Genomic DNA, 13,970 nt, shown 5'->3' with positions numbered 1-13,970 from the left:
GTCAATAAACGTAAGCACTTCTTTCATTTCAAAATCATGACATAAACGCTGTGGGTTTTACGCATGCCGATGATAAGCATTGCTATTTGATCCCACAGCGTTGTCTTAACGCGTTCGACTACTTTTCTGTGGCGGGCTGCGGCTCCGGTTTGTGCAGCGTCACCTGGCGTAAACCGGTCATGGCGAACAGCAACAGGATGCCGAGCAGCGCCGCGCCGAAGCCGAAACCGCTGGCGCTCATCGCCGGCAGCATAAAGGCGCCCATCGCCCCCAGCAGCAACGCGCCCAGCGCATCGCCCACCACGTTTTGCGCCGTCCACAGGCCGTTGATGCGGCCGAGGAAGTTATCCGGCGTCAGGCTCTGGATCAGGCCGTATTGCAGCAGCGAGTTCAGCGCGCTCAGGTAGCCGAACGCCACCAGGCACAGCAACGCCAGGCTGTACCACGGCATCAGGCCGAACAGGCCAATGGCGGCGAACGCCGCGATCGCCGTCAGCAGCATCACCCATCCGGGGCGCGCCACGTGCGCCACGCGCCCGCTGGTGAAAGCACCGATGGCGGCGCCGAGCGGCACGGCGGCGTACATATAGCCGAGGTGGGCGGCGTCGATGTGCCAACCTTCCGCCATCGCCGGGTACAGCACGCGCACCGCACTAGCCATGGTCAGCAGCGCGCCGATCAGCGCCACCATGCCGATCACCTTGTTCTGGAACAGGAAGGCGAAACCGCCCGCCAGCGCGCGCAGCGGGTGTTCACGCGGCTGCGGCGGCGGCATCAGCTGCGGCAGGCTCAGCAGCGGCAGCAGCGTCAGCAGGGTGCCGAACGCCGCCAGGCCGTAGTTCCAGGCAATGCCCATATGGGCGATCACCAGGCCGCCGATCGCCGGAGAAAGGATCGAGCCGAAGCGCACCGTCAGCATGCTGATGGCGCCCGCCTGCACGATGTTTTCGCGGCCCACCAGCGCCGGCGTGGCCGCCAGCAGCGCCGTCACCCCCACCGCGCCGAAGAAGCCGTCCCACACCGCCAGCAGATAAATGGCCGCCAGCGAAGGCGACGGCAACAGGGCGTTGAGGCACAGGCCGACGAAGCCGATGCCGCAGGTGGAGCGCGCGAACAGGATCAGTCGGCGCCGCTCATAGCGATCGGCCAATACGCCCCCCATCAGCAGCCCGGCGAACATGCCGCCGCCGGCCAGCGTCACCGCCAGCCCGACCTGCAGGGTGGAACCGGTCAACGCCTGGATCTGCACCGGGATGGCGATCGCCATCAGCCCCAGCGCCACGATGGAAATAAAGCGCGCGCAGAATACCGCGCGGAAAGCCCGGTTGGTTTTCAGCAGGCTAAAATCAAGCAGGATGGAGGGTTTGCTACTCATCGGTTATTCACCACATCGTTAAACGGGGATTCTGCAGTTGCGGGGCGCTATGCTAGCACAGATGGCGAAATCAATAATGATAATAAAACTCATTGATATTCAACCGTGAGCAACCGCAAGAAACGCCGCCACACGCGGGGTCATCCCCGTGCCTGGCGGCGAGATGACGGACGCGATTACAGCGTGCGCAAGATCCGGTTCAGCAGCGGCCCCAGCACTTTGAACGACGCCGGCGAAACGATATCGACATGCGCGCAGTCCAGCTCGTGCGCCTGCAGCGCATCGACGTACTGCGACCAGGTTTGCTGCACGTCCATCCCTTCCTGCAGCGTGCGTTTGGCGACGAACAGCGTCGCCTGGCCGTGGAAACGGGCGGTACGCGTGTGCGACAACAACCGCACCGAGTCGGCGTAGTTGGCTTCAATGCTGTCGAACATCGCGGTGCGCGTCTCGCCCAGCGCCGGATCGAGCGTATCCTGCGACACCGCCAGGAACTGCTCGCGCTCGCGCTGCACCTCCTTCAACACGTTGTCGTCCAGCATCACGTCCCAGTTTTGGGTCTCCGGCGGATAGGTATCCAGCAGGCCGAGGAACGCCACCTGCTCGCCGCGCGCCTGCAGCCGGGCGGCGATGCCCTGCGCCAGCGTGCCGCCCAGCGAGTAGCCGATGAAGTGGTACGGCCCATGCGGCTGTACCTGCAACACCGTCTGCAGGTGGGCATCCACCACCTGATCCATATCTTCGCTCAGTGCCAGCGGGCCGTCCGGCCGCGGCGACTGGATACCGACCAGCGACCAGTGCTGATCGAGATAGCGCGGCAATACGCTGAACTGCCAAGAGAAACCGGACGCCGGGTGCAGACAGAACAGCGTCGGCCCCTCGGTGACGCGCAGCGGCAATACGCTGTCGAAGCCGCTGCGATCGGCCTCTTCCTGCGTGCGATCTTCCGCTAACAAGACAGCCAGCTGCTCGACGCGCGACGCCACCATTACCTGGCCGACGGACACCGCCTTGCCCAGATCGCGGCGCAGCTCCGCCGCCAGCCGCATCGCCAGCAGCGAATGGCCGCCGAGCGCGAAGAAATCGTCATCGGCGAACACCTGCTCGCGCTGCAGCAATCGGGCAAATACCGCCGCGATCTCGCTTTCCAGCCCGGCCTGCGGCGGCCGCCCAGCCTTGCGCTCGCCGCCCTGCGGCTGCGGCAAGGCCTTGCGATCCAGCTTGCCGTTGGCGCTCAGCGGCAAATCGCTCATTTCCACCAGCGCCACCGGCACCATGTGCGGCGGCAGCCGGTCGGCCAGCGCCGCGCGCAGGGCTTCCGCATCCCAGCTCGCGCCAGGCTGCATCACCAGATAGCCCACCAGCTGGCGCGCATCGCCGCCGGCGTCCACCGGCGTGCCCTGCAGCACCAGCGCGTGCGTCACCGCCTGGCGCACGCCCGGCAGCGACAGCAAGGCGTGGTCGATTTCGCTCAGCTCGATCCGCTGCCCGCGGATCTTCAGCTGATCGTCGCTGCGGCCCAAATATTCCACCGCGCCGTCCGGCAGCCAGCGCGCCACGTCGCCGGTGCGGTACATGCGCCCGCCCTCGCCGAACGGATCGGCGACAAAGCGGCTGGCGGTCAGATCCGGCCGGCCAAGGTAGCCGTGCGCCAGCTGCACGCCGGTCAGATACAGATCGCCCGCCACGCCCGGCGGCACCGGCCGCAGGCGCGCGTCAAGAATGCGCAGCCCCGTGTTCCACACCGGCAGGCCGATCGGCACGTTGGCGCCGGTCACCTTCGCCAGCGCGTCGCCGTAGGCCGGATGCCAGGTCACGTCCACCGCCGCTTCGGTCGGGCCGTAGAGGTTGTGCAGCGGCACCGCCGTGCGGCTTTGCCACAGGCGGCACAGCTCCGCCGGCAGCGCTTCGCCGCTGCAGAACACCTGGCGCAGCTCGGCGCAGCTCGCCACCGCCGCGTCGTCGTCCAGAGCGGCAACGAAAGCCGCCAGCATCGACGGCACGAAGTGCAGCGTGGTAATGCGGTGCTGCGCGATCAGCTGTTGCAGCTGCTGCGGATCGCGGTGCGCCTCCGGCGGCGCCATCACCAGCCGGGCGCCAACCATCAGCGGCCAGAAGAATTCCCACACCGAGACGTCGAAACTGCACGGCGTTTTCTGCAGCACCGCGTCGTCCGCCCCCAGCGGATACTGGTGCTGCATCCACAGCAAGCGGTTGACGATCGCCTGATGGCCGACCAGCACGCCTTTCGGGCGCCCGGTGGAGCCGGAGGTAAAGATGATATAGGCCGCATGGTTCGGCGTCGGGCCCGCGATCGCCACCCCGGCGGCGTGATCGGCCGGCAGCGGCGCGTCATACAGCAAAATTTCGCCCTTGTCGGCGAACCGCGCCTGCTGCGCCGGGTTGGTGATGACCAGCCGCGGCGCGGCGTCTTCCAGCATCATCGCCAGCCGCTCGTCCGGATAACCGGTGTCCAGCGGCAGATAGGCGGCGCCTGCTTCCACGATCGCCATCAACGCCAGCGACAGGAACACCGAACGCGGCAGCGCCACCGCCACGATGTCGCCCGGCCGCACGCCCTGCGCAACCAGCTCGCGCGCCAGCGCCATGACCTGCTCGCGCGTTTCGCGGTAGGTGAAATTGAAATGCGCATCCGCCAGCGCCGGCGCGTCCGGCGTGGTTTGCGCCTGCTGCGCCAGCAACTGGCTCAGCGTGGTCGCCGGCACCGGGTGCGCCGTGTCGTTGACCCGCGCCAGCAGCGCGTGATCGTCGGCGGTCAGCATATCGGCTTCGCCGATCGGCAACGTTGCCTGCGCGGCGAACTGCGCCAGCAGCAGCGGCAACCGCTGCAGGTGCGCCTGCAGTTCCTGGCGACCGTAACGCTCGGCGTTGGCCAGCAGCTCCACCTTCAACTGATGGTGCTCGTCGATAAACAGCGCAATCTCCAGATCGCGCACCGGCCCGGAGGCCAGATCGTGAGTGATGCCTTCGATACCGGCGAAATCCAGCTGGTAATCGAACATTTTGAAGTTGAAGACCGTGCCGTACAGCGGTTCGCCGTCGCCGATGCGCCCCAGATCGCGCTGCACCTGCTCGGCGTCGTAGCGCTGATGGCGGCGCACCGTTTTCAGCTCGCGGCTGATGCGGGCGGCGGCCTCATACAGCGTGGCCTGCGGCTCGAGATGCATCTCCATCGGCAGCACGTTGATCACCGGCCCGGCGGCGCACAGGGCGGCCGATCCGGTACGGCGCATGAAGATAAAACCGGCGCTGAAACTCGGTTGGCCGCTCAGGCGCGATACCCACAGCGCCACCAGCGCCACTGCCATATCGGCGGCGTTCAGCTTCTGCTGCGCGCCGCATTGCACCAGTTCGGCGAAGGCCTGCGGATCGCAGCGCTGTTCCAATCGATGGATGCGCGGCGTGGGGGTTTGCCCGGCCAGCGGCTGCGGGCAGAGCGTGGCCGGCGGCGGCAACTGCCGCGCTTTTTCGAGCCAGAAATCGGCGTCGCGTTGCCAGGCCGGCGCCTCCCGGTAAGCCTGGTATTCCGCCACCACGTCGCTGAACGCCGTGAAAGGCGTCGGTTCCAGCGCGTCGCCGCGGCAAAGATGGGTGTAAATCGCCGCCACGCGGCGAGCGATGGAGGTGAAGCTGAAACCGTCCACCAGCAGATGGTGATAGCGCTGATACCAGAACCAGCGGTCAACCGCCAGGCGCATCACCACATGGCGATACAGCGGCGCGCCGCTGCCGGCGCGCAGATCGCTCGCCAGATCGATGTCCATCAGCGCGCGTGCGGCGGCTTCGGGATCCGGCGACGTCGTCAGATCGACGAGTTCCGGCTCGTGCACCTCCAGCGCGTCATCCAGCCATTGCACCGGCACGCCGTCGCGTTCCGCAAAACGCAGGCGCAGCATGTCCACCTCGCCCAGGCCCTGGATGATGGCCTGCAGCAGAGGCTCCACGGCAATGGGACCGTTGAGTTCGATGGCGTGGGCCACCGCGTAGGCATTGCGATGCGGGGAGATTTGATCGGCGACCCAGATGCCGGGTTGCGCCGCGACCAGCGGCCATTCGCCCGCAAGCGCCGGGCCGCTGAGAGAGTTAGGGGTGTGTGACACTGCTTATTGCTCCCGTGATTACCTGGCGCCGGTCACGCCTTGCTTGCTGCGACCGGCAGAATGTCTTGCCAATGCTGTTCCAGCCACTCGGTGCACGCGGTGCGCGCCGCCGGGCCGAAGACGATCGTCCAATCGGACGGAATGGCGCGGAAATCCGGCCACAAACTGTATTGTTGTTGTACGTTGCGCAGCACCAGGCTGCGCTGCTGTTGATCATCGAACGGATTCAGGCTTTCCATCATGTGTTCCTCGTGCCGTCGCCGATGCCGGATAAGCGGTGGCGAAAGCGGAGGCCCAGACCGCCTGCAGCCCGTCGGTCAGGCCGCTGCGCCAGCACAGCGCGTCGTGCCCGCCTTCCACCACCCGGTAGTGCACCCGATGGCCGGCGTCGCTCAGGCGAGCCGCCATTTCGCCGCTGACCCGATGCACCAGCTTTTCCTGCGAACCGGCTTCCATAAATACCTTCAGCGCACCGTGGTTGCCCAGGCCATGCCGTTCCACCTGCTGCATCAGCCAGCAGGCGTCGTCGGGGATGCTCGGCAGCTGCAGCATGTCGCGCCGCGGCCACCAGTAGGAACCGGACTGGGTAATTACCGCGCCGAAGCGCTGCGGCCAGCGCAGCCCGGCATACAGGGAAGCCAGGCCGCCAAAGCTTTGCCCCGCCACCACCGTATCGGCCGGTTTGTCGCTGTGCGGCGCCCAGTCGGCCAGCTGCGGCATCAGTTCTTCCTGCACCGCCAGCCAGAAATCGTCCTTGCAGGTTAATTCTCGCGCCCGGTGCGGCAGATCGATGATGTCGATCAACACATACACCGCTTCCGGCAACGCTCCCTCGCGGGTCAGCTGCATCAGCGGCTCCCAGACCGGCATCTGCTTCGCCCAGAACTGACCGTCGAGCAGGATAGCCAACGGACGCTCGGCCGGCTTGCTGTCGCCGGTGGTGTAGATCCAGACGTCGCGGCTGTTGCCCAGGCGCTCGCTCTGCCAGGTATGGCGCTGCAAACGCGCCGGCAGCGGCGGCGTGCAGCGCCCGCTGGCGATCTCATACTCGTCGAACGAACGCCATACCGGCTGCGGCGGCGCATCCGGCATGTGCAGGCCGGAGACGCTGTGGCCGCTGGCGCTTTGCCAGGAGCGATACGGGTTGAGCAGATCGGGGGTGGCGCTGGCGAACACCTGGTGCCACCAGTGGCGCAGGTTGTGCATATTAGCGTGCGCATCGTCGCCGCTGAACGCCGGCGGCCGCTCGTCAAAGCAGGGAATAAAGCAGTAGCTGCCGCGCCAGGCGCCGCTCAGCTCGGTCTGCCAGTACCACACGTCGGTGCCGGCCAGACGCTGCAGGCTTTGCGGCGGATTCGGCTGGTGATGGTCGGTCAGGCAGTTGATGTTGATCCACACGCGGCGGTAGGCGGAGGTCAATTCGCATCCCTGAGGATCGCGCCAGAAAAAGGTGGTTCGCCAGCGGCCATTACCCGCCGGTTCTACCCATGGCGTACCGCGCCGTGCCACCGTCAACCACCATCCTGGACTGCCCGCATTGCTGCTGGCCAATAATCTGCTGCTTTCTGACTGTAGTTCTGTATTCACAACGCCTACCCATTTTGTAGTTGGCGGCACCGGGAACGTCGACTTTTCCCTATCGCCGGCCACCGCCCGAACGCACTGTACGCCAAATACTATTGATAATAATTTGCATTTGCAATAGTGTGTAAGGCTTGGAGATCGTGCTGGTATTGCGCGCAACGGACAGGGATCGGGGATATATCAATGGCATCCCTTGCCGCAGCCGATTTTCTATTTCCGACTACACAAAAACTACAACCGCCCTTCCCCCCGTTCGGCGAGGGATGGCAGCAAGGTAGGACACTCAGATGAAAAGCAAGCTATCACGTTATTCTTTAGCCACTCTTATCGGCTTGGGATTGGGCGCGTCCGCGTTCGCCAACGCCGCGCAGCAGACCGACACCCCCACCACGGAAGAAAACAGCGGCGCCGCGGATAAAAAGCCGCGCGGCGAAGACACCATCGTCGTGACCGCCGCCCGGCAGAACCTGCAGGCGCCTGGGGTGTCCACCATCACCGCCGATGAGATCAAGAAACGCCCGCCGGCGCGCGACATCAGCGAACTGATCCGCACCATGCCCGGGGTTAACCTGACCGGCAACTCCACCAGCGGCCAGCGCGGCAACAACCGCCAGATCGATATCCGCGGCATGGGCCCGGAAAACACCCTGATTCTGATCGACGGCAAACCGGCCTCCAGCCGCAACTCGGTGCGTCAGGGCTGGCGCGGCGAGCGCGACTCGCGCGGCGATACCGCCTGGGTGCCGCCGGAAATGATCGAGCGCATCGAAGTGCTGCGTGGCCCTGCCGCGGCGCGCTACGGCAACGGCGCCGCGGGCGGCGTGGTCAACATCATCACCAAGAAGGCCGGCGATGCGCTGCACGGCTCGCTGAACGGCTACTTCAACGTGCCGCAGCACAAGCAGGAGGGCGCCACCAAGCGCACCGACTTCAGCCTGTCCGGCCCGCTGAGCGATTCCCTGAGCTTCCGCCTGTTCGGCGGCTACAGCAAAACGCAGGCCGACGCCTGGGACATTAACGAATCGCATAAGTCCGAACGCGTCGGCGCCTACGCCAACAGCGTCCCGGCCGGGCGTGAAGGGGTGGTCGATAAAAATATCGACGCCTTGCTGCACTGGGACTTCGCCCATCTGCAGTCGCTGGAGTTCGAGTACGCTTACGGCCGCCAGGGCAACCTGTACGCCGGCGATACCCAGAACACCAACACCAACGCCCTGGTGCAGAGCAACTACGGCGAAGAGACCAACCGCATCTACCGTGAAACCTTCGGCCTGACCCACCGCGGTGCCTGGGACAACGGCGTGAGCACCAACAACTACGTGCAGTTTGAGCGCACCCGCAACACCCGCCTGAACGAAGGGCTGGCCGGCGGTACCGAAGGCATCTTCGACACCAAAAACACCGGCTTCGGCACCACCAAGCTGGACGACTTCCTGGCGCACAGCGAAGTCAGCGTGCCGTTTGAACTGGGCGTCGCCCAGACCGCCACGCTGGGTACCGAGTGGACCCAGCAGCGGATGAAAGACGGCACCTCCACCAGCCAAACGCTGATGGGCGGCACCATTCCCGGCATGACTACCGGTACGCGCAGCCCTTATGCTTCCGCGCATATCTTCTCGCTGTTTGCCGAAGACAACATTGAACTGACCGACACCACCATGCTGACGCCGGGCCTGCGTTACGATCTGCATTCCGAATCCGGCAACAACTGGAGCCCGGCGCTGAACCTGTCACAGGAACTGGGCGACTACTTCACGCTGAAGATGGGCATCGCGCGTTCCTATAAAGCCCCGACGCTGTTCCAGACCAACGGCAACTACCTGCTGTACAGTAAAGGCCAGGGATGTGCCGGCAGCGATACCAAAAACGGCTGCTACCTGCTGGGCAACGACGATCTGAAGGCGGAAACCAGCGTCAACAAAGAGATCGGGCTGGAATTCCATAACGAAGGCTGGCTGGCCGGCGTGACCTACTTCCGCAACGATTACCACAACAAGATTGAGGCGGGTAACTCTCGCATCGCCACCAGCAGCACCGGCACGGCGGTCTATCAGTGGGAGAACGTACCGAAAGCGGTGGTACAAGGGCTGGAAGGCTCATTGAACGTGCCGGTCAGCGAGACCGTCACCTGGAGCAACAACGCCACCTACATGATCGAGAACAAGAACAAGACCACAGGCGATTACCTGTCGGTGATCCCGAAGTTCACCGTCAACTCGACCCTCAGCTGGCAGGCCACGCAGGATCTGTCGATGCAGTCCACCCTGACCTGGTACGGCCGTCAGAAGCCGAAGAAGTACAACTACCAGGGTAAACCGGCCACCGGCGGCGAAACCCGCGAGGTCAGCCCTTATGCCGTCGTCGGCGCCAGCGCGACCTATGACCTGACCAAAAACGTCAGCCTCACCGTCGGCATCGACAACCTGTTCGACAAACGCCAGTTCCGCGCCGGCAATGCGCAGAACGTGGGCGATCCGAACACCGGCGCGATCAACATCGCCGGTGCAGGCGCGGCCACCTACAACGAACCGGGCCGCACCTACTACATGAGCATCAACACCCACTTCTGATGACATGATCCAACGACAAAGGGCGCCGCGGCGCCCTTTTTTATATTTATATTCAGTTAGTTGGTGTGAAGTTGAATACGCACCACGCTTTCCGGCTTGCCGGCCTTGGTGGAAGCGCCGTCGTTTTTCACCGTCACGAACAGTGCGTCGCCTTTCGGATCCAACGCCAGGCTGTTAGGGTGCGGCGGCAGGTCTACGGTTTGCAGGCGCTTGAGCGTCTTGGCGTCGAACACCGTCAGCGTCCCGGCGCCGTGATCCACGCGTACGCCTTTGCGGTTGGCGACGTACAGCCGCTGGCTGCGCTCGTCGAGCAGCAGGCCGATCGGCACCTCATCCGTCAGTTCGCTGGCCAGCACCTTGCCGCTGTCCGCATCCAGCGCGAATACCCGGTGGCCGCTGCTGCGCTTCACGTAGTCGTGCCCCAGATGATGATTGCGATAGTTATCGCGATCGATACCCTGATCGACACCCAGCAGACGATTGCTCGCCGGATCATACACCAGATTCAGCAGCTGATCGGCCTGCACTTCGTGGGTGGCGGTGATCGCCAGCGTGTCGGCGTTCAGGGTGATCACCTGCCCCTGCATGTTGGAGACGAATACCCGGCGGCCCTTCTCATCCAATGTGATGCCCACCGCGTTGTAGCCGAAGCCCGGGATCACTTTCTCCAGCTTGCCGGCCTTGGTATCGACCACGTACAGCACGCTGTCGACGCCGAAGCCCAGCCCCGGCAGGAACAGGCGGCCGCTTTGCGCGTCATACTTGATCTCGCGAATGCGGTACAGGTAGTCCTCGGTGATTTTGAACTTCTTCAACTCCGCCAGCAGGAAGTCCAGGCGCTTGCCGCTGATGCCCGCCTGCTTGTAGGCCTGCTCCAGCACCGCTTTGTCCAGCAGCTTGATGCTACCCAGCGCGTGGTTGGTGGTGGTGTCCACCACCCCGACTTCGCCGTTGAAGCCCTGAGTCAGGTACAGGCGATTGCCCGCATCGTTCAGCGCCACGCCGAAGCCTTTCACCTGCAGCGGGATCTCCGCCTTGATCGCCAGGGTGTTGGGATCCAGCCGCAGCACGCGGGAGCGCGCCTCTTCCTTCCAGTCCGGCGCGCTGACGAACAGCGCCTGTTGCGAGGTGCTGTAGGCCATCTCTACCACCGCCGACGACAGCGCCTCGCGCTTGATGTCCTGCGGTTTGATGCCGGCATCGTCGGCCTGCGCAGCGCCGGCGACCACCAGAGAGGCCGCCACCAGCAGCGAAAGTAACGCGCGCGGGGTTGCTAGGGTTCCAGACATCCTTTTATCTCCTTGAAAATCATGCTTTCGGTTAGAGTGAAACAACGTCATGCCTGCGGCCCGGGCGGCAGCGCCGCCAGAGCGATATCGCCAGCGATGTGCTGCGCAAACTGGGTAAAGACGTGCTGAACGCCGTCGGCGATCAGATTGGCCTGCTCCCGGCTGTAGTGATCCTGGCGGTAGGTCATCATCACCCGCAGGGATTTCGCCCCGGCCAGATCGTCTTCCATCACCTCAAACTGCAGGCCGAGCAGCGACTCGGCTTTTTCCGGCTCCACCTGGCGGTAGGCGATCGCGCTGCCGTCCTGCAGCCGGAACTCGCCGTTCAGCTTGATGCGGCTGTGGATCTGGATAAACACTTCGAACATGTGGTTCTTGCGGTCGGCGTCCACGCCGAACAACCCTTCCTCCACCAGATCGATTGGAATATCGGTGTACGGCAGCGAGCCGTTGATGGTGTTTTTCACCTGGCTGACCAACCCGGCCACCGTCAGCCCCTCGTCGAAGCGAACGCGGTGAACCACCACGGTGGTGAAGTAGCCGACGGTATCGAAGAACTCGGCGTCGTTACGGCCGGAGGTCGAGGTGCCCACCAACAGATCCGCCGGGCCGCCAAGCAGGCGCAGCGCCGAGGTAATCCCGGCATACACCACGTTGAACAGCGAAGCGTTGTTGCGGCGGGCGAGCTGATACAGGCCTTCCGCCACGGCGGGATCGACCTCGAACTCCAGCCAGCCGCCGTTGACGTCCGCCGGTGCCGGCACCGCCGGGTGGGTGGATGGCTCTTGCCGGAAGATCGGCTGGCCGACCGGCGCGCCGCGCAGCGCGTCGAGCCAGTAGTCCAGATGTTGCTGCTGCACCCCGGAGGCCCGCTGCTGCCTGGCGAAGGTGTGGAACTGCGGCGGCTGCCCGCCCCACTGCGGCGCCTGGCCGACGACGCGATGGCGGTAGGCGACGCCCAATTCATCCATCATCAGGTTGAGCGACCATTCATCCAGCACCACATGGTGGAACAGCAGCGACAGCAGCTGCTGACCGTTGTCCGCATCGCGCAGCAGCGTGACGCGCAGCGGCAGCTCGGCGGCCAGATCGAACCGGTGCTGGCCGGCGTCGGCCAACAGGGCGGCGGCGTTGCCCGCCGGCGTCTCGTGGGAGAAGCGGAACCACTGGTACTCCGGCAGCTCGGCGGCCGGCACCACCACCTGCACCACCGCGCCCTGCTGCTCGACGAAGCGTGAACGCAGCACGGTATGGCGAGTCATGACGTCGATAAACGCCTGACGCAGCGCCGTTTCATCCACCGCATCGAAGAAGCGCAGAGAGAACGGCAGGTTGAAAATCTCGTCATGGCCGAAGGCTTCATACACCTTCCACAGCGATTCCTGCGCCAGCGACAGCGGTGCCTGCGCCCGATCATGATCGTCGGCGGTGGCCACCGCGGCATTCGGCTGCGCAACGTTCAGGCGTTTGGCATAGCCCGCCAACCCGCGCGCCGTCGGATGGCTGAACAGATCGTTAATGTTGATTTCGATCTGATGCAGGCTCAGCAAGCGGCCGATCACCCGGGTGGCCACCAGCGAATGGCCGCCGCGATCGAAGAAGTCTTCATCCAGGGTCATTTCCGGCGCCACCAGCGCCTCACGGAACTCCTGCAAAATCAGCGGTGCAACGCTTTCGTCCGCGTCGCTGTTCGCCGCCGGCGCGGCCATCGCCGGGGAAACGGACTCAGCCGCCGGCAATGCGACGGCAATCCGCTGCCCGGCCAGGAAGGCGCTGAACTGCTCCAGCAGGAAAGGCGCCGCGTGCGGAGACAGGCGCGGATCGGTGACCAGCTCGAGCGTCAGCGCTTCCGCCTCCGGCAACTCCAGCAGCAGCGCCAGCTCAAACGGCGTATGCAGCGGCGGCAGCAACAGGCGTTCGGCGTGAACGCCTTCCAGCCGCCACTCTGCGGCCAGATCGTCGCGCCAGGCCACCAGCAGCTGCGCCCGTTGCGGGTCCGGCTGTTCAGCCACGGTTTGCGCCAGCAGCCGCTGCCCGGCGTCGCCCTCGCCATGCTGTACGGTCAGGCGCATCAGCGGCGGCGCCGTCAGGCCCAGCTCCAGGCCGACGCACTCCGCCGTATCCGCTGCCGGCAAGCACAGCTGCACCGCTTGCCCGCCGGCCTGCGCGGCGACGAACTCGGCAAACCGCGCCGCCACCGCCGCCAGCAGCGCCCGCGGCGTGTCGTTGGCGGGCAACAGCGAGCGCGCAATGCGCGTGACCACGCGCGCGCCCACCGGCGGTAAGGCTTCAGCGCGCTGCGCCGGGCTGCGATAATCCTGCAGTGAGACCGCCTGGCGCACCCACGGCAACTGCGGCTCCGGAGTTTCCGCCAGCTCGACCGGCTCCGCCGCGAAAGGCAGAGGCATCGCGTCCCCGTTATAACGGGCGGACAGCATCGCCGGCAGATTACGCCACGGCAGCGTTTCCGCCAGGATGTCATGCAAGACCACGCCCAAAATCACGTTATCGCCCGGCGTGAGCAACAGCAGGCAGCGCAGCGGCGCTTCGCTTTCCAGTACAAACGGCGTTGCCTGCGCTTGCAGCAAGCGACAAATGGCCTGTTGTTCGTCCGCCACCTGACGAAGGCTCACCGGCAACGGCGCCGAGCCGGCGGGGCGTTTCACCAGGCCGTTTTCGTCATCAAAAACGTAGCGCACATCCACGCCCGGCGTTTCCCGCACCAGCGCCTGCAGCGCCGCCGTCAATTGGGCGATATCCACATCCCCCGTCAAACGCCAGGCCAACGCCCGCTGCCCGCGTGCGTCACCCTGCTGCATATGGGCAAACCATGCCCGTTCTTCGGCTTCGCTTACCGGCCGCTCGCCGCTCGCCGACGCCACGCCCAGCGCCTGAAACGCGCTCTCCAGCCGCTGGGCCTCTTCATCGCTCAGAATGCTGTCAAAATCACCGATCACTGCGTTATCTCCTCTGCCCGGCCGTGCCGGGATAGCGCATAAAACGGGGGACATTCGTCCCCCGTCATCGCGAT

General features: G+C 65.0%; 7 protein-coding genes. 1 reads left to right on the top strand and 6 read right to left on the bottom strand.

Translation table 11 applies throughout. The features are described from left to right. Positions 1–118: 118 nt before the first annotated feature. The 4 genes from entS to fes all read right to left on the bottom strand — a co-directional run bounded on the left by entS (position 119) and on the right by fes (position 7,083). Positions 119–1,375: an enterobactin transporter EntS gene (gene entS, locus ACK3CV_RS01895; RefSeq protein ID WP_033636752.1), complete on the bottom strand. Its 1,257-nt coding sequence runs from the start codon at positions 1,373–1,375 to the stop codon at positions 119–121. A gap of 176 nt (positions 1,376–1,551) precedes the next feature. Continuing rightward, on the bottom strand, positions 1,552–5,496 hold the full coding sequence (locus tag ACK3CV_RS01890; RefSeq protein ID WP_164040419.1) for an enterobactin synthase subunit F: 3,945 nt from the start codon (positions 5,494–5,496) through the stop codon (positions 1,552–1,554). A gap of 32 nt (positions 5,497–5,528) precedes the next feature. Continuing rightward, a complete protein-coding gene (locus tag ACK3CV_RS01885; protein WP_033636748.1) occupies positions 5,529–5,735 on the bottom strand; it encodes an MbtH family protein in 207 nt (68 codons plus the stop codon). Next, positions 5,710–7,083, bottom strand: coding sequence for an enterochelin esterase (fes, locus tag ACK3CV_RS01880; RefSeq protein ID WP_072265060.1), 1,374 nt, complete (start codon positions 7,081–7,083; stop codon positions 5,710–5,712). Before fes ends, ACK3CV_RS01885 begins: the two co-directional genes overlap by 26 nt. A gap of 284 nt (positions 7,084–7,367) precedes the next feature. Between fes and ACK3CV_RS01875 the strand changes: the two genes are divergently transcribed. Continuing rightward, positions 7,368–9,650, top strand: coding sequence for a TonB-dependent siderophore receptor (locus tag ACK3CV_RS01875; protein ID WP_164040417.1), 2,283 nt, complete (start codon positions 7,368–7,370; stop codon positions 9,648–9,650). A gap of 56 nt (positions 9,651–9,706) precedes the next feature. Here the strand turns inward: ACK3CV_RS01875 and ACK3CV_RS01870 are convergent, their stop codons facing one another. Together ACK3CV_RS01870 and ACK3CV_RS01865 are read right to left on the bottom strand one after the other, a co-directional pair. After that, positions 9,707–10,939 carry a YncE family protein gene (locus tag ACK3CV_RS01870; protein ID WP_033636746.1) on the bottom strand — a complete coding sequence of 411 codons (1,233 nt, stop codon included), beginning with the start codon at positions 10,937–10,939 and terminating at the stop codon, positions 9,707–9,709. Between the two features lie 47 nt (positions 10,940–10,986). Continuing rightward, the gene (locus ACK3CV_RS01865) at positions 10,987–13,896 is read right to left on the bottom strand and encodes a condensation domain-containing protein (RefSeq protein ID WP_164040415.1); all 2,910 of its coding nucleotides are present in this window, start codon (positions 13,894–13,896) and stop codon (positions 10,987–10,989) included. Between the last annotated feature and the right edge of the window lie 74 nt (positions 13,897–13,970).

It is taken from the genome of Serratia sp. TSO36 (genome assembly GCF_057808395.1).
This window is presented reverse-complemented; position numbering and strand designations above follow the sequence as displayed.

Excerpts from the sequence above, each read along its gene's own strand:
- entS (WP_033636752.1), bottom strand. The coding sequence starts at position 1,375 with ATGAGTAGCAAACCCTCCATCCTGCTTGATTTTAGCCTGCTGAAAACC.
- ACK3CV_RS01885 (WP_033636748.1), bottom strand. The coding sequence starts at position 5,735 with ATGGAAAGCCTGAATCCGTTCGATGATCAACAGCAGCGCAGCCTGGTG.
- ACK3CV_RS01870 (WP_033636746.1), bottom strand. The coding sequence starts at position 10,939 with ATGTCTGGAACCCTAGCAACCCCGCGCGCGTTACTTTCGCTGCTGGTG.
- ACK3CV_RS01875 (WP_164040417.1), top strand. The coding sequence starts at position 7,368 with ATGAAAAGCAAGCTATCACGTTATTCTTTAGCCACTCTTATCGGCTTG.